The 17,556-nt window shown below is 52.5% G+C and carries 13 protein-coding genes; 10 read left to right on the plus strand and 3 right to left on the minus strand.

Annotation, left to right across the window (positions count from 1 at the left end; genetic code table 11):
* Positions 1–211: 211 nt before the first annotated feature.
* Together KTQ90_RS10105 and KTQ90_RS10110 are read right to left on the minus strand one after the other, a co-directional pair.
* Positions 212–910, minus strand: coding sequence for a DUF554 domain-containing protein (locus tag KTQ90_RS10105; RefSeq protein WP_217318314.1), 699 nt, complete (start codon positions 908–910; stop codon positions 212–214).
* A gap of 261 nt (positions 911–1,171) precedes the next feature.
* A complete protein-coding gene (locus tag KTQ90_RS10110; protein ID WP_217318315.1) occupies positions 1,172–2,152 on the minus strand; it encodes an ROK family protein in 981 nt (326 codons plus the stop codon).
* 150 nt (positions 2,153–2,302) lie between these two features.
* On the opposite strand from KTQ90_RS10110, the gene KTQ90_RS10115 reads away from it, so the two are divergent.
* The 6 genes from KTQ90_RS10115 to KTQ90_RS10140 all read left to right on the plus strand — a co-directional run bounded on the left by KTQ90_RS10115 (position 2,303) and on the right by KTQ90_RS10140 (position 8,760).
* The gene (locus KTQ90_RS10115) at positions 2,303–2,974 is read left to right on the plus strand and encodes a LysE family translocator (RefSeq protein ID WP_217318316.1); all 672 of its coding nucleotides are present in this window, start codon (positions 2,303–2,305) and stop codon (positions 2,972–2,974) included.
* A 168-nt stretch (positions 2,975–3,142) separates the two neighbouring features.
* A complete protein-coding gene (locus KTQ90_RS10120) occupies positions 3,143–3,700 on the plus strand; it encodes a DUF4924 family protein (protein ID WP_022158642.1) in 558 nt (185 codons plus the stop codon).
* Between the two features lie 111 nt (positions 3,701–3,811).
* Positions 3,812–5,380: a peptide chain release factor 3 gene (locus KTQ90_RS10125; protein ID WP_217318317.1), complete on the plus strand. Its 1,569-nt coding sequence runs from the start codon at positions 3,812–3,814 to the stop codon at positions 5,378–5,380.
* A 52-nt stretch (positions 5,381–5,432) separates the two neighbouring features.
* Positions 5,433–6,326 (plus strand): cation diffusion facilitator family transporter, encoded by an 894-nt coding sequence (locus KTQ90_RS10130; protein ID WP_217318318.1) that lies wholly within the window; start codon positions 5,433–5,435, stop codon positions 6,324–6,326.
* 75 nt (positions 6,327–6,401) lie between these two features.
* Positions 6,402–6,899: a C-GCAxxG-C-C family protein gene (locus KTQ90_RS10135; RefSeq protein ID WP_217318319.1), complete on the plus strand. Its 498-nt coding sequence runs from the start codon at positions 6,402–6,404 to the stop codon at positions 6,897–6,899.
* 178 nt (positions 6,900–7,077) lie between these two features.
* Positions 7,078–8,760 carry a sulfatase family protein gene (locus KTQ90_RS10140; RefSeq protein WP_217318320.1) on the plus strand — a complete coding sequence of 561 codons (1,683 nt, stop codon included), beginning with the start codon at positions 7,078–7,080 and terminating at the stop codon, positions 8,758–8,760.
* A gap of 368 nt (positions 8,761–9,128) precedes the next feature.
* On the opposite strand, the gene KTQ90_RS10145 is transcribed toward KTQ90_RS10140, so the two are convergent.
* Positions 9,129–10,211, minus strand: a complete 1,083-nt coding sequence (locus tag KTQ90_RS10145; protein WP_217318321.1) for a hypothetical protein — start codon at positions 10,209–10,211, stop codon at positions 9,129–9,131.
* Positions 10,212–10,455: 244 nt separating this feature from the next.
* On the opposite strand from KTQ90_RS10145, the gene KTQ90_RS10150 reads away from it, so the two are divergent.
* From KTQ90_RS10150 to KTQ90_RS10165, 4 genes are all read left to right on the plus strand, one after another.
* Entirely contained in the window at positions 10,456–11,757 is a 1,302-nt protein-coding gene (locus KTQ90_RS10150; RefSeq protein ID WP_407936616.1) for a hypothetical protein, read from the plus strand.
* 52 nt (positions 11,758–11,809) lie between these two features.
* The gene (locus KTQ90_RS10155; protein WP_217318322.1) at positions 11,810–13,138 is read left to right on the plus strand and encodes an imelysin family protein; all 1,329 of its coding nucleotides are present in this window, start codon (positions 11,810–11,812) and stop codon (positions 13,136–13,138) included.
* A 62-nt stretch (positions 13,139–13,200) separates the two neighbouring features.
* Positions 13,201–14,961: a di-heme oxidoredictase family protein gene (locus KTQ90_RS10160; RefSeq protein ID WP_217318323.1), complete on the plus strand. Its 1,761-nt coding sequence runs from the start codon at positions 13,201–13,203 to the stop codon at positions 14,959–14,961.
* A 67-nt stretch (positions 14,962–15,028) separates the two neighbouring features.
* Positions 15,029–17,311 carry a cytochrome c biogenesis protein CcsA gene (locus KTQ90_RS10165; RefSeq protein ID WP_217318324.1) on the plus strand — a complete coding sequence of 761 codons (2,283 nt, stop codon included), beginning with the start codon at positions 15,029–15,031 and terminating at the stop codon, positions 17,309–17,311.
* Positions 17,312–17,556: the final 245 nt, after the last annotated feature.

The raw sequence follows: 17,556 nt of genomic DNA on the forward strand, positions 1-17,556 counted from the left end.
GTAGTAATAGATTTAGGTTTTTAGTTATTAGGTTTAAGGTAACGATTGTTTAACAAGGTAGCCATGAAGGCTCGTGAGAATCTTCATTGATTACGAATTTTTTTCAAGTTAAACATAGTGACTGTGGCGCTGCTCGTTGAGAGTTGCGCCACAGTTTTTTTATGCCTATGCGTTATGTTGTATAAGCTGCGCGTATTATGCGTTATGTGGTTTAGAAATTGATGCCGAAGTGGGCGCAAAGGGCGCGCAGAGCGAAGAACAGAATAGGCATGAAGAGGGCGGGCAGCAGATTGATGGTCTTGCAGTCCTTGATATGCAGAATGCCCAAGCCGGAAGCGGTGATGAGAATGCCGCCGACGAGCGACACTTCGGTGATGAGTTCGTGCGAGATGAGCGACTGCGAGAGCAGCGCTATGCCGTAGATTGACGACATCCAGACGAACACGGCGATGGCCGTGAACGCTATACCGAAGCCGTACGACGAGGCGAGCACCAGAACGGTGACGAAGTTGAGCGTGGCGGCAGTCATGAGATAGGTGTTGTCGTCGTAGAGCGCGCTCATTACGGGGCCCATCATGGCGAGTGTGCCTACGCAGCAGAGCAGAATGGCGGTGGTGATGCCTTCGGCGAGGTTGGTGGCAGAGATGCTGCGCGTGGCGCGGTCCATGCGCTGGTCCATCTTCAGCAGAGTGCCTACGAGTCCGCCGATAGACAGACAGAAGATGAAAAGCACGGGATACTCTGTCTTCTGCATGCTCTCCATCGAGACGTTCATGCCTAAGGTGATGGCGCAGAGGCCCATTGCGGTGTTTAGCACGTTGACATATTTCTCGCTGATGCCTCGCTGGAACAAGGCTCCGATGGAGCTGCCGATGATGATGGCTACGGCGTTGATGATGATTGCGTACATATTGGGTAGTTGGATGGATTTTTTGTTAAACAATTATACAATTATACAATTGCAAATTTATAGCGAATGCTTCAAACCACCAAATTTTAGAACGTAAAAGTTGGCGGTTTTTACCTTCCTGACATAAAAAAGCCCTATAAAGGCGGTGTGCTTGTGTTGCACAGCAACCTTTATAGGGTTCTGTTCTGTAGCACCGTGTGGTGCATCTTTTCGGTTCAAGCAAGCGATGGGGCGCATAGAGCCTCGCCGCCGGCTGATGTATTAGTCCTGGATGTCCCAGCCTACAGCAGATGCGCCGAGCACAGCAGCCGATGAGCCTTCGAGTGAGCTTACGAGGAACTTAGCCTTGCCCTTGTAGATGTTGAGCACGTAGTCGTCGTATGCCTTCTTAATCGGGTCCATGAGCAGAGCGCCTGCCTTTGTCAGACCGCCGAAGAAGATGAATGCCTCGGGTGAAGAGAATGCTGCGAAGTTAGCGCACGACTCGCCGAGCAGACGGCCAGTGAACTCGTAGATCTCGTGAGCAATCTTGTCGCCCTTGGCTGCAGCCATAGACACGTCGTAAGAAGTGATCTTTTCAGGGTCGAGCTCGCGGAGCAATGAAGGCTCGTCGCTGTTAGCGAGGAACTCGCGTGCTGAGCGTGCTACGCCGGTAGCCGAGCAGTAGGTCTCGAGGCAGCCCTTGCGTCCGCATCCGCAGACGCGTCCGTTCTCCTTCACGATAACGTGGCCGAGCTCGCCAGCGAAACCGTCGCAGCCGTAAACGAGCTGTCCGTTCACTACGATGCCAGAGCCAACGCCTGTGCCGAGAGTGATGACGATGAAGTTCTTCATGCCGCGGGCTACGCCGTAAGTCATCTCGCCGATGGCTGCAGCGTTAGCGTCGTTGGTGAGCGCTACGGGGATGCCGAGCTTGTCGCTGAAGAGCTTAGCCAAAGGCACTATGCCGTCGCGTCCCCACTCGAGGTTCGGAGCGAACTCGATGGTGCCATTGTAGTAGTTGCCGTTAGGAGCGCCGATACCCATAGCCTTGATCTTGCCGATGCCGCCTACCTGGTCGATGATGATCTGCAGAGCGTCTACAGCTGCGTCTACGTAAGCCTGAACGTTGTTGCCATATCCCTGAGTCTTGATAGCTGTGGTAGCCTTAATTTCACCACGGCTGTCAACGATACCAAACACAGAGTTTGTGCCTCCGAGGTCCAAACCGATTACATACGGTTTCAATAAATCTTCTGTCATTTCTTTGCTTTATTTAGTAAATTAATAGTAATGTTGGTAAGACAAGTTCCACTTGTCTATGGGCAAAGGTATTAAAAATGTCTTAATCGGACAAAGTTTTAACACTAAAATTTGCCTATATCGCATAAAATTCGCAATTTTGCAGTTGTTATGCAGTTTCCAATTCAATTAAATATTTTAGACTTTGTATTCCATGGAATACTGATTGGCATCATGGCATCGGCTCCGATGGGGCCGGTGGGGGTGCTTTGCATACAACGAACTCTGAATAAAGGTCGCTGGTATGGTTTTGTCACGGGTATCGGTGCGTGTGTCAGCGACTTTATATATGCGCTGTTCACAGGTGTCGGTATGAGTTTCGTTATGGACTTTGTGAGCAACGAGCGCACGCGCTTTCTGCTTCAGATAAGTGGTAGTATCGTACTTTTGATTTTTGGCATCTACTGCTATCGTTCGAACCCAACGAAGAATATCCACAAGAGCGCCAAGCCGCAGAAAGGCACGCTTATGCACAACGGCATCACAGCGTTCCTCGTCACGCTCTCCAATCCGCTCATCATCTTCCTCTTCATCTTCCTCTTCGCTCAGTTTGCCTTTGTGGTGCCGAAGCGTCCGCTGGAGATGTCGATAGGCTATGCGAGCATTGTGCTTGGCGCCATGCTGTGGTGGTTCGGTCTGTCGTGGCTCGTAGACAAGGTGCGCGGCAAGTTCGACCAAAGCGGCATCCTCATCATCAATCGTGTGGTGGGCTGCATAGTGGTCATCTTCTCGCTGATAATGCTCCTTGGTACGGTGTTCAACCTCTACACGCTGCCGTATTAAAAGTAAAAAGGGAGCCCCTCCCAACCCTCCCCGTCGGGGAGGGCTTAGTAAGGCCTAAAGAGGCTTAGTAAGGTTAAGGAGGCTTAGTAAGGTTAAAGAGGCTTAGTAAGGTTAAAGAGGCTTAGTAAGGTTAAAGAGGCTTAGAATGGCCTATTGAAAAAGATAATTATGTTTATTTCTCAGGAATTAAGAAAGAAGAGCACGGCGGAGTTCGTGCTCTATATGTGGCAGGTGGAGGACATCATCCGCGCCTATGGCTGCCAGCTCTCGCGCATCAAGAACGAGTATATATCGCGTTTCACCGAGTACAGCGACGAGCAGCGCGAGGAGATGGTCGACTGGTACGGCGCCCTCATCACTATGATGAACTCGGAAGGCAAGCGCGACGGCGGACATCTCGCCATCAACCAGATTGTAGTGAAGGACATGAACGACCTGCACAACCAGCTGTTGCAGAGTTCTCGCTTCCCGTTCTACAACGCCGAGTATTATCGTGTGCTGCCCTTTATTGTCGAGCTGCGCAACAAGGGCGACAAGGACGTGAACGAGGTGGAGACTTGTCTCAACGCGCTCTACGGCACAATGATGCTGCGCCTGCAGCACAAGACGATCAGTCCAGATACCGAACATGCCATCAAGGAGATTTCTACCTTCCTCGGCATGCTCAGCGACTATCACATCAAGGACAAGACCGAAGGCCTCAAGTTTGACGACGACGAGATGTAGAGGCAGAGGTAAAAGTAAAAAGGTAAAAAAGTAAAAGAGTAAAAAGTCTGTTCCTCGGCTTAAAGAGGCCTAAGAAGGCTTAGTTCGGCTTAAACGCCATTAAAGAAAAGTATGAATCAAGAAATAGAACGCAGGCGAACTTTCGCCATCATATCACACCCTGACGCCGGTAAGACTACGCTCACCGAGAAGTTCCTTCTCTTCGGTGGACAGATTCAGGTGGCAGGTGCAGTAAAGAACAACAAGATACGCAAGAGCGCTACGTCCGACTGGATGGAGATTGAGAAGCAGCGCGGTATCTCGGTGTCAACATCAGTTATGGAGTTCGACTACGAAGGCTACAAGGTGAACATTCTCGACACACCGGGTCACCAGGACTTCTGTGAGGACACCTACCGCACGCTTACAGCCGTCGACTCAGCCATCATCGTTGTCGACGGAGCAAAAGGTGTGGAGACACAGACACGTAAGCTCATGGAAGTGTGCCGTATGCGCAATACTCCGGTTATCATTTTCATCAACAAGATGGACCGCGAGGGCCGCGACCCGTTCGACTTGCTCGACGAGTTGGAGGAGGAGTTGCAGATCAGCGTGCGCCCGCTCTCTTGGCCTATCAATATCGGTGCCAAGTTCAAGGGTGTGTACAACATCTTCGAGCATAAACTCGACCTCTTCAAGCCCGACAAGCAGCGTGTGACGGAGAAAGTAGAGGTAGACGTCAACTCGTCAGAGCTTGATGCACAGATCGGCGAGCAGGATGCGCAGCAGTTGCGCGACGACCTCGAACTCATCGACGGCGTATACCCGGAATTCAACGTAGAGACATACCGCTCGGCTGAGGTGGCACCGGTCTTCTTCGGTTCGGCTCTCAACAACTTCGGTGTGCAGGAGCTGCTCAACTGCTTCATCAAGATAGCTCCGTCGCCACGCCCCACAAAGGCCGAGGAGCGCATGGTAGACCCTGAAGAGCCGAAATTCACGGGCTTCATCTTCAAGATTACAGCCAACATCGACCCCAATCACCGCTCATGTATCGCCTTCTGCAAGGTGTGCAGCGGCAAGTTCGAGCGCAACAAGCCCTATCTGCATGTACGTCAGAACAAGACTCTGCGCTTCTCTTCGCCAACACAGTTCATGGCTCAGCGCAAGAGCACCATCGACGAGGCTTGGCCGGGCGACATCGTAGGTCTGCCCGATAACGGCATCTTCAAGATTGGCGACACGCTCACCGACGGCGAGAAGCTCCACTTCCGCGGACTGCCATCGTTCTCACCTGAGATGTTCAAGTACATCGAGAACGACGACCCGATGAAGGCAAAGCAGCTTGAGAAGGGCATCAACCAGCTTATGGACGAAGGTGTGGCGCAGTTGTTCGTCAACCAGTTCAACGGTCGCAAGATTATCGGCACCGTGGGTCAGCTTCAGTTTGAGGTTATCCAGTATCGTCTTGAGAACGAGTACAACGCTAAGTGTCGTTGGGAGCCGGTACACCTGCACAAGGCTTGCTGGATAGAGAGCGACGACGCCGAAGAACTCGACCAGTTCAAGAAGCGCAAGTATCAGTATATGGCAAAGGACCGCGACGGTCGCGATGTGTTCCTCGCCGACTCTGGCTACGTGCTTTCGATGGCACAGCAAGACTTCAAGCACATCAAGTTCCACTTCACAAGCGAGTTCTAAGTCTATAGGATTCTGATAGTAGAGTCCTAAACAAATAGAGTTCTTACATATTATGGAAACAAAAGACAGAGAGCACCGCATCTACTTTGTCACGCTCATGGGCAGCGTGGTCAACATTGTGCTGTTGGTGTTCAAGTTCATGGCAGGCATCTTAGGCGGCTCGGCTGCGATGATAGCCGATGCCGTGCACTCCTTGTCCGACTTCATGACAGACATCGTAGTGCTGTTGTTCGTGAAGATAAGTTCCAAGCCCGAGGACAAGGACCACGACTATGGTCATGGCAAATACGAAACGCTTGCCACGTCCATGATTGGTGTAGCATTGCTCTGTGTCGGACTTTACATATTGTACAGCGGAGCCTACCGCACGTGGGCTGCTTTCAAGGGCTCTCCTATAGAGCAACCAGGCATCGTGGCGCTGTGGGCAGCACTCTTCAGTATCGTTATGAAGGAGTGGACCTACCGCTTCACGGCGAAAGTAGGCAAGGAGGTGCAGTCGCAGGCTGTAGTTGCCAACGCTTGGCACCATCGCAGCGACGCTCTCTCATCAATAGGCACGGCTGTAGGCATCGGCGGAGCCATCTTCCTCGGAAAGGAATGGGCTGTGCTCGACCCGATAGCCGCCGTTGTGGTGAGCTTCTTCATCATCCGTACGGCAGCAATGCTCGTGAGCGGAGCGCTCAACGAACTGCTCGAGAAGAGTCTGCCCGACGAAGAGGAGCGTCAGATAGAAGAGATTGTGCACAGTGAGCCTGAGGTCAGCGGCATGCACCATCTCTGTACGCGCCGCATTGGCAATCGCATCGCGATTGAGATGCACTTGCGTATGCCTGGTGAGATATCGCTCAACGAGTCGCACGCACATGCTACGAACATTGAGCGCAAGCTGCGCAACCATTTCGGCGAGCGCACGCACATAAACATTCACGTTGAACCTTTAAAGTAATCAAGTAGGAGAAGGTTGTGTCTTTGAAACTTTGACACATCCTTCTCCTATATATATATTAAAAACCTAAGCTATATGGACAAATCAACAGACAAACTCCCACTTTCTCCCGAACTTGAGGCACGTGTGCAGCGTGCGGTAGACAACTTCATGCAGGGCTACGGCTGCTGTCAGTCGGTTGTGGCTGCCTTCGCCGACTTGTACAACCTCGACGACAGCATGGCTAAGCGCATTGCTGCGGGTTTCGGCGGTGGAGTAGGGCGTATGCGCATGATGTGCGGTGCCGTTTCGGGCATCGTTATCCTCACCGGATTGGACTGCGGACAGACTGACGGCGACGATCGCAAGGGCAAGTCGATGTGTTATAAGGTGGTGCAGGAACTGCTCAACAAGTCGAAAGCGCAGAACGGATCGCTTATCTGCGCCGAACTGCTCGGACTGAAAGGCTACGAGAAGGCGCACTCAAGCTATGTCGCTTCGCCTCGCACAGCAGAATACTACAAGACACGCCCGTGTGCAGCGAAGGTGGAGAGCGCAGCGCGCATCTTCGCTGAATACCTTATGAATTATTAATTATTAATTATTAATTATTAATTGTTCTGTGTTGAGTTATCTTTAGGCTTAGAAGGTTAAAGAGGCTTAGAAGGCTTAAAGAGGCTTAGTTAGGCTTAATGCGCTCTTTGAGGAGGCTTAGCTCCTCAAAAATAACAATCTACTTAAATTTTAAAAACAACCTACTTAAATAAAAACAATGAATAGCAAATCAATTATTTCTCTTGCAGCCCTCTCCTGCGTAACGGCAGCTTATGCTCAGCAGCAGAAGGCTCAGCAGCATCCAAACATTGTTTACATCATGTGCGACGACCATGCCTACCAGTGCATCAGCGCATACGGCAGCGCACTCTCCAAACTCGCACCAACTCCGAATATCGACCGACTCGCTGAGCGTGGCATGCGCTTCGACCGCGCCTTCGTCGAGAACTCGCTCTCTACGCCGTCGCGCGCCTGCCTTATGACCGGTCAGTACAGCCATCAGAACGGACAGCGCCAGCTGGGCGAGGGCATCGACACCACGCGCACGTTCTTCACCGAACTGCTGCAGGAGGCTGGCTATCAGACAGCCGTTGTGGGCAAGTGGCACATGGGTTGCGACCCTAAGGGCTTCGACTATTATCATGTGTATAACGACCAGGGACAGTACTGGAATCCGCAGTATCGTGGCACCGACACCAACAACGAGTTCGTCGTGGAGGAGGGCTACTCTACAGACCTCACCACCGACCATGCTCTCGACTTCATCGAGCACCGCGACCCGTCGAAACCGTTCTGCCTGCTCCTTCACCATAAGGCGCCGCACCGCAACTGGCAGGCAAATCTGAAGTATCTCGGCATGTACGACGACGTGGAGTTCCCGATGCCAGAGAACTTCTACGACGACTATGCTACGCGCGGCTCTGCCGCTCGCACGCAGAAGATGTCGGTTACGCGCGACATGCGTTGGGAGCAGGACTTCAAAGTGCCCGAAATGCTCGACCTCAACAACCCCGACAGTCAGGATTCGTACAACGCTCTCATGGGCGAAATCAACCGCATGACTCCCGAACAGCGCTCGGCTTGGGGACGCTACTACTTCCCGCGCAACCGTCGGCTGCTCGAGGCACAGCTCAAGGGCAAAGACCTCGACAACTGGAAGTATCAGGTTTACATCCGCGACTATATGTCTGTGATAGCAAGCGTTGACGAGAGCGTGGGCCGTGTGCTCGACTATCTCGACAAGAACGGACTCACCGACAACACAATGATCGTCTACACCTCCGACCAGGGCTTCTATATGGGCGAGCACGGCTGGTTCGACAAGCGCTTCATGTACGAGGAGTCGCTGCGCACACCGCTCATCGTGAGCTATCCGGGTCACACCAAGCCCGGCTCTGTATGCAACCGCCTTGTGCAGAACATCGACTATGCTCCGACGTTCCTCGCTCTCGCCGGTGTTCAGCAGCCGAAGGACATGCCGGGACGTTCGCTCATGCCGGTACTCGACAACGGCGACAACGTGAAGAACTGGCGCCAGAGCATCTACTACCACTACTACGACTATCCGACATACCACATGGTGCGCAAGCACGACGGCGTGCGTACCGACCGCTACAAGCTCATCCATTTCTACGGCAAGGGCGGACTCGACGCTGTGCCTGAGAACAAGTATCAGAACGTGCCGGGCACACGCGAGTATGCTACGCTTAAGGGATTGGAGTCAATCGGCTACTTCGAACCGAAGGACGAGGCTGTAGACTACTGCGAGCTCTACGACTTGCAGGCAGACCCGCACGAGCAGAACAACATCTTCGGCAAACCGGGTACGGAAAAGATTACGAAGCAATTGCAGCGCGAGCTGAACAAGTACAGAAAGACTCTCGCCGTTGACGAGTATTAGAAAGAGTACAGAAAGACTCTTGCCGTTGACGAGTATTAGAAAGGTTTCAAGTTGTCAACTGCGCAACAAATGCATAATTACTGCACAACAAATGCATAATTACCGCGTAGCAAAAATCTTGTTACCGCACTTCGGTTACATTGTTACCGCGTAAAGGTAATATCGTTACCAGTTCGCGGTAACAACCGATGTACGCAGTTTAACTTGCTTTTGTTCGCAGTTTAACTTGCTTTTGTCTTACCCTATATATAAAAAAGGTAAAGAAGTAAAAGATTAAACACAGCAGCTTATGCTTTTAATCGTTTACTTCTTTACCTTTTTATTTATGAAAGTCCGTTTTACTTTTTTACTCTTTTACTTTTTTACTCTTAAATCTTCACTCCCAATCTTACCAATCCTACGCACTTGTTCTTGCCGTCGGTGTTGGCAAAATGCAGCGCCGGTTGCAGCGAGAATATCTTGTTGAACTGAATGTTGCAGGTGAGCTCAGTCGCCCATTCGTCCTTTTCGTCGATACGCGTGTAGGAAGAGAACACGCCGAACTCAGCCTTCTTGTACGCATACTTGCCGCAGACGAGATAGAAGTCGTGGCAAGCGATGTCGTTGCCGAAGGCGTGCGAATATCCGGCAAGCACGGAGAAACGTTCCGTCAGATCCTGCTCGGCATAAGCCCAGACAACGGGGCGCATACGCTTCGGAACCGTAGCGTGCAAGTCGCTGTAGAGCACGCTGCCGCCTACGTATGCACGCGTCGCGTTCTTGTCGTATTCGCCCTGCGCCATGAGAAACACGCCGTCGCTTTCGGGGCAGATGCGGAACACATTGTCTCTCTTGCTGAAGTCTTTGTAGCCGACGCCGTTGTAGAGCGACGTCTCCAGGCTGAAAGCATCCTTCGTATAACCATAGTGAATGCCGAGCGCAGATACGGGATATGCGGCGATGTCGTAGTTGGCGGTGATGGTGGGGAAAGCTCCGCACGAACTGTGCGTGAACAAGCCGAGCATGTCGCTGCAGAAATAGTTATCGTCTATGCGATGGATGCCTGCAAACACGTGATGACGCTCGTTTATCTGCCACGCCAAGCCCGCCGTTGTGAGCGCAAAAGGTATGTTCGGAGCGTCGATGCTCGAGAAGTTCTGCAGGCAGTTGGTGAGTATGTCCTCGTCAGTTGTGAGCACACTTATCGACCCCAACTCAACGGATAGCTTGCTCGTGAGCGGCAATTGCGCGCCCAACTCAAGCAGATTCACCGATTTCAGTCTCTTGAAGTCGGTCTGCACCTCACCAGTATACTCTAAACCGAATGTCGGACGCGCCTTTTGCACGTCCATTTCCTGTGCCATCGTGCAGTTGTTGCTGCCGATGAGCGCTACAAAAGTGAGTATTCCTATACTAAATATTTTGTTGTTCTGCATTTGTGCTGCAAAGATACGGCTTTTTTTTATTTTCATTACCTATTTTTGTGTTTATATGGCGTTTTTTGACATTTATCTACTTATTTTTACTTGGATATTATAGCATAGATTAGGTATTAACTACCCACGTATTGGCCTTCATACTATATTATATAATGTATATCCGCGGTTTAATCACTAAAAGTAGGTATTGGCGTGCGTCCGTTTCGTTTACCAATTTTTAAGTATTGCCTGCTTTTTTTCTTCAAGCTACCTTTGCACTCGTAAAATTATGACAAAGATGAAGAAATCTACAATCATTTCTATGGCGTGTGCAGCGGTGGCAGTATGCAGTCCGCTTGCGTCAAATGCGCAGACAGTGGCTGCAGACAGTGTGATGCAGCATGCCCGAGGTTCACGACTCAGCGTCGGCGGATACGGCGAAGTGGCTTACAGCCGCAACTTCTACAGCGACAGTGGCAACAGATACAGTTCGGCTAAGCTGCACAAGAACGACCCCAGTCACGGACGTTTCGACATTCCGCATGCAGTTATCTACCTCGGCTACGACTTTGGCAATGGCTGGACGTTAGGCACAGAGATTGAGTTCGAGCACGGCGGCACCGGTTCGGCTATAGAATATGAAGCAGAGGAATCTATTGAGTTTGAGCAGGAGCAGGAGCGCGGTGGCGAAGTAGAGCTCGAGCAGTTCTGGATTCAGAAGTCGTTCGGACGTTTCGCCAACATACGTGCCGGCCATATTGTCGTGCCCGTAGGTCTGACCAACGCCTACCACGAGCCGCTCAATTTCTTCACCGTCTATCGTCCCGAAGGCGAGAACACCATTCTTCCCTGCACATGGCATCAGACTGGCGTTTCGTTCTGGGGACATGCCGGCGACTTCCGTTACGAGTTGCAGATGATTGCAGGTCTCGACGCATGGCAGTTCTCGCGCGACAACTGGATTAAGCCCGGCACAACGAAGCCCTTCGAGTTCGAGGTGGCTAACAAGTACGGCTTTGTGGCGCGTGTGGACAACTATACCGTGCCCGGCTTGCGATTGGGCTTGAGCGGCTACTTCGGTCAGTCGATGCACAACGCCGTTCCGCACGACATGGAGACGGGCAACAACAAGCGCATCAAGGGTAACATCTATCTCGGCGCGTTCGACTTCACATACAACGCGCACAACTGGGTGGCACGCGGAAGCGCCGACTACGGCTACGTGAGCAACGCGAAGGAGATTAGCGCTATGCGCAAGCCGAACACACAGTACGTGAAGCCATACCAGTCTAATCAGGTGTTCGGTTCGCACGCCATCGCCACAAGCGTCGAAGTAGGCTACGATGTCTTCTCGCAGATTGAGAAGTTGCGCGCAGCCCGTCAGAAGATGTACGTGTTCGGCCATTTCGAATACTACAACTCGTGCCTCGGCGGATCGAAGGAGTATACAAGCAAGAAGATCTTCTCCGGCGGCGTCAACTACTATCCGTTGCCGCAAATCTGCGTGAAGGCAGAATATAGCTATCGCAAGTTCAAGCAGCAGTATAACGACGAGCCGGCTCTGAACATAGGCGTGGCTTATCAAGGACAATTCCTTTAAAAGTAAAAAGACAAAGTTCCTATAGTAATAATAAAAAAACATCAAAGACACAATGAAAAAGTTTAAGCAGTTAGTAATGGCGTTCCTCGTCGGAGTCGTTTCGTTCGGCTTCACAGCATGTGACGACAACAACAACGATGTGGAGTTCGAACTTCCTGAGGTTGGTCAGGCTACAGTAAACGTAAGCTCTTCAGACAAGGAGATGCAGAAGGTAGCAAAGGTTTACGTAAACCAGGTTGTTTATCCCACATATCAGGCACTTGCCGCAAACGCACGCACACTCTACACAACAACAGCCGCTCTCTACACCGCAGCAGAGGCAGGCACCATGACACAGGCTCAGATTGACGCCGCTTGCGAAGCCTTCAAGGACACACGTCGCGAGTGGGAGCGCAGCGAGGCTTTCCTCTATGGTTCGGCTTCAGACAACGAGCTCGATCCGCACATCGACTCATGGCCTCTCGACCACGACGAACTTGTGAACGCCCTCAAGAACCCTACACTTGTAGCAGGCTTCAAGGGCAGCGACCCAGCTAAGTTCGTATCAGAGAACAACAGCAAGTTCCAGTCTGTACTCGGTTTCCACGGCATGGAGTTTGTTCTTTTCCGTGACGGCAAGAACCGCACAGTAGACGCACTCAAGGCTAACGAGACAGAAGAAGGCATGACATCAGTAAAGGGCATCGACGAGCTCGCATTCCTCCAGGCTGTAGCAGCCGACGTGCGCAACATCACCGCACTTCTCGAGTTCACATGGATGGGCAGCGCAGCAAGCAATGAGACAAAGAGCGTGCTCAGCAACGCAAGCTACGTGTTCTCTTCACTCCGCTACAACGGACTGGCAGCCAACGGCACAATGTGCTACGGTCAGTTCCTGCTTTCGCCGTCTGTAACAACGGGCTACAACTCATGGCAGGGCACTGTTCGCCAGATTTTCGTAGGCGGTTGCTCTAACATCTGCGCAGAGGTTGCCGACCAGAAGCTCGGTCAGGCTTACCGCACAGCCACCGGTTCGGGCTCAGCAGAAGACTCTCGCGACTATATCGAGTCGCCTTACAGCCACCGTTCGTTCATCGACTATCAGGATAACATCTACTCTATAAAGAATACGCTTTACGGCACACGCGACGTGAACGCTACTTCTCCGGCAGAGCACTCGCTCCTGAACCTGCTCAAGGCTATGAACTACTCAGGTCTGAACGACTTGACAGCGGCTCTGAACAATGCCATCCAGGCACTTGAGACAGCCAAGAACAGCGGCAAGTCGTTTGTTGAGGCTCCTGGAGCTCAGCACGTAAAGGACTGCATCGACGCTGTTTCGGCTCTCGACGAAGAGCTGAACAAGGCTGGCGACTGGGTGAACAAGCAGGAGGCGCTTTAAGCGCCCTGCCTTGTTCGGCAGTTTAGAAATACAAAACCAAGGCTTTTTAAAATTATACAGCAATGAAACGAATCTATCTCATGGGCTCATTAGCAATGGCCCTCTCTCTATCGCTGTTCTCGTGTACTGACGAGAACAGCGATCCGTCGGGTGATGACTTCAAGCCAATGGAGTCGGACGGCAAGTATGTAGGCGAGGCAGTCGGCAACTTCTCTAAAGAGGAGTGGTATCCTGGCGGCGAACTCGGAACAACCGATAACGTGGCTTCAGGATGCTACGAAGACGAATCACCTGCCGTAACCGCACAGGGACTTATCGACGATTTCAACGCCGGCGAGAAGTTCTTTGAGCGTCAGTTCACGTCAGCCAACTCTGGCTTCAAGGGACTTGGTCCGGCTTCCGTGCGCCGCTCGTGTCTCGACTGCCACCCCAACTACGGACATGGCCGCCGCATGGACTCGTACACTACGTCCTACGGCAATGGCAACGGCTATTTGCTCGCTGTTTATCACCCCGTAGACGGAGCCAACAGCAACGACGGTGGCTACGTAGCTGAAGTGACGGGTATGCCACAGACACAAGCTACAGAACCCTTCAAGGCACCTATCGACGAGAGCCAGATCAAAATGCAGTGGCATCACGTGACGGCTATGGAAAGCGGTCTGCCTATGAAGTTCCCTGACGGCGAGGCTTACGACCTTATCTATCCTGAGGTGACAATACCGCGCTCGGCGTTCCGCACCAACCCTAATCCTTACGACACGGGCAACAAGGCAGTGGCTGTCCGCGTAGAGTCTACAATCGGCGTGATGGGTACGGGTCTGCTCGATGCCATCACTGAAGAGGACATAAAGGCGCAGTATGCCTCTACAGCCAACTACTACAAGAACGTAGCAAAGGTGGCTAACGTTTCGGAGTACGTTAACCCGAACTTCTGGGACGCTTCTGCCGACAACTTCGCTGCCGGCGCATGGTATCCCGGCACCGAGAACACCGGTGTATACGCCGACGGCGGCAACGGCAAGCCGATGGTGAAGCGCTTCACCTACGCTCTGACACGTGCCACGCTGCAGGACGGACCTGGTGCCAACGCCATCTGGAACATCACGAACGTGACACGTCCCGACCGTCCGAAACTCTACACCACAAACGCTTGGGCTGCAGCAATGGCTGAAGACAAGGAAGTGATAGAGAAGATAAAGAACGACCCGACATCACCGTTCTGGGCATCGACCGACGACGAGATAAGCAAGCGTGTGAACGGACTCTTGAAGCCCGGCACCAACCAGTTCAGCAACGAGTGGCACAACTTTGAGCCGGAAATGTCTGCCGACCACTTCTACGAGTTCATGGTATGGCATCGCGGACTTGCCATTCCGCGCGCCCGCAACCTCAACGATTCGCGTGTGCAGCAGGGCAAGAAGGTGTTCATGGAGATAGGTTGCGCCAACTGTCACCGCCCGTCGTGGAAGACCGGCTCGGACAACTACTGGACACCGAATATGATTGCAGGCAAGAAGTTGCCGCGCTACGCCAACCAGACCATCTATCCGTACAGCGATATGATGCAGCACAAGCTCTACATGGTGAACGACATACACGGATCATGGTGTCGCACAACGCCGTTGTGGGGACGCGGACTTGCTGCAACCAACGGTAGCGGCGTAGAACGTCTGCACGACTGCCGCGCACGCAACGAGGTAGAGGCTATCATGTGGCATGCTTACTCGAAGAACTCGCACGCCTACAATTCGGCGCTCAAGTTCTACAATCTATCCAAGGCAGACCGCGACGCAGTGGTCATGTTCCTTCGTTCTATTTAATACTTTATTCTCCCACGGCTTCCTGCGAAGTGTGTGGGAGAATAATCATATATAAGCAAACCGAATTATGCAAAACCCTTTAAAGAAGACGCTTTTCGCGTTGTATGTTTTGGTGATAGTCTGCATGGCAGCCGCTACAGTAGTGGAGAAGTACAGCGGAACCGACTTTGTGCGCTCCAATGTGTATGGCGCATGGTGGTTCTCGCTGCTTTGGGCTGTGCTCACGGCTGCTGGCATCATCTATTTTCTGCGCCACCGCTGCAAGTCGTGGTCGGGCATAGCGCTCCACCTCTCGTTCGTGGTGATACTTGCGGGCGCTTTCGTGACACACGTCAGTTCGGAGCGCGGCACGGTTCATCTGCGTCAGGGCGCATACATCAGTACCTGCGTGATGTACGACCGTCACAACCAGCCGCACGACGCGCAGATGCCGTTCCAGATGCGCCTCGATCGCTTCGATGTGCAATATCATGAAGGCACCGACGCGGCAGAAGACTACGTGTCGCAGTTCACCATCATCGACCACGGCAAGCAATACAGCGGCAAGGTGTCGATGAACCGCATCTTCAGATACGGAGCGATGCGTTTCTACCAGTCGTCGTACGACAATGACATGCTCGGCGCATCCGTCTCCTTCAACTCTGACCCCATTGGCATACCACTTACCTACACGGGCTACGCTCTGCTGTTCATCTCGCTCGTATACATGCTCTTCGACCCACACGGAGCCTACCGCAAACTCTTGCGCCTCTCACATCTGAAGAAAGGACTGATGATGATGGCGCTGCTTTTCGCGCTCGGTGCAGGCTCGGCTCAGGCACATGTTCTGCCTAAGGAAAGCGCCGACCGCTTCGGACGTCTGATGGTGCTGCACAACAGTCGCATCTGTCCGCTACAGACCCTCGCCATCGACTTCACCAAGAACCTATACGGCGCGGCGTCGTACAACGGCTACACGCCCGAGCAGGTGCTCACGGGCTGGATGTTCTACGCCGACGACTGGATGCAGGAGCCGATGCTCCGACTGAAAGGTGCCGAGATGCGCGACCGTCTGCAGCTGCCCGAATACGTGCCCATAAGCCAGTTCTTCAACAGCGCGATGGGCGGCTATACGCTCGGTCCGTACGTGCAGGAATACTATGGCGGCAACCACGATGCGTTCCATTCGCAGGTGGCTGCCATAGACAATAAGATACAACTGATAATGGAGCTGCGTAGTGGCTCGCTCCTTAAACTCTTTCCTTATACAAATAAAGGCAAAACAACATGGTTTGCGCCTACAGACGACCTGCCCAATGCGATGGACAGAGAACACCAGCAGTTCGTGCGCTCGATATGTCTGCTGCTCGGCGACTGCGCCCTCACGTCCGACTACACGCAGATGGACGCCGTAGTGGGCAAGATGCTGAAGTATCAGCAGAAGAATGGGGGAGCGTCGATGCCTTCCGACCGACGTGTCGCAGCCGAGCGCATATACAATCGCATACCTTTCGCCACAATACTCTTCATGCTGTGTCTGGCGATGGGCATAATCTCTTTCCTTTATGCTATAATAAGAATGTGTCGTGAGGACAACGGCGCGAACAATGGCGGCACGGACGCCGAACCCGTGCGGAAAGAGTGCAGCAAAAGGCTGCATCTCACGTTCTTCGGTGTGAGTTACGCCGTACTGCTTCTGTCGTTCTGCGCGCTCACCTACTGCGAGTATCTGCGCTGGACTATCAGTGGCACGCTACCCATGACCAACGGCTACGAGACTATGCTCTTCGTGGCGTGGCTCGTGCAGCTGCTCGCGCTTGTCTGCGGAGTGCGCCTCCGCTTGCTCGTGGCGTTGGGCTTCCTTATGTCGGGCTTCTTCCTGCTTGTGAGTCACATCGGACAGATGGACCCGCAGATAAAGCACACGATGCCAGTGCTCAACTCGCCGCTGCTCAGCGTGCATGTGTCTATAATAATGATGGGTTTCGCCATGCTCTCGTTCACGTTCATCAGTGGGCTCACCGCCCTTCTGTTGCGTCTCGTCAACCGCACGGCGCAGCCTAAGATGGTGCAGCTGCAGCAGCTCTCGCTCGTGTTTCTCTATCCCGCACTTGCCGCGCTCGGCATCGGCATCTTCATCGGAGCCATTTGGGCAAACGTCTCTTGGGGCGAGTATTGGGGATGGGACCCTAAGGAGGTGTGGGCGCTCATCACGTTCATGATATACGCCATACCGCTGCATGCGCGTTCGGTGGCTCAGTTGCGCCGCCCTACGGCGTTCCATCTCTTCATGACGCTGGCTTTCCTCACGCTCGTAATGACCTATTTCGGCGTCAACTACTTCCTCGGCGGAATGCACAGCTATGCATAACGACTCTTTGCTTTAAACAGAATATACCTGCAGGCGTTTTAAACCGGACGCTTGCAGTTTTTTTTTGCATCTGCAGAGTAGGGCATAAAAAAACAGTGGCACAACTCTCAACGAGCTGTGCCACTGTCACTATGTTTAACTTGAAAAAATTCTAAAGTAATGAAGAGTCTCACGATCCTTCATAGCTACCTGTTAAACAATCGTTACCTTAAACCTAATAACTAAAAACCTAAATCTATTACTAC

Source organism: Leyella stercorea (assembly GCF_019052365.1).
GTDB lineage: Bacteria > Bacteroidota > Bacteroidia > Bacteroidales > Bacteroidaceae > Prevotella.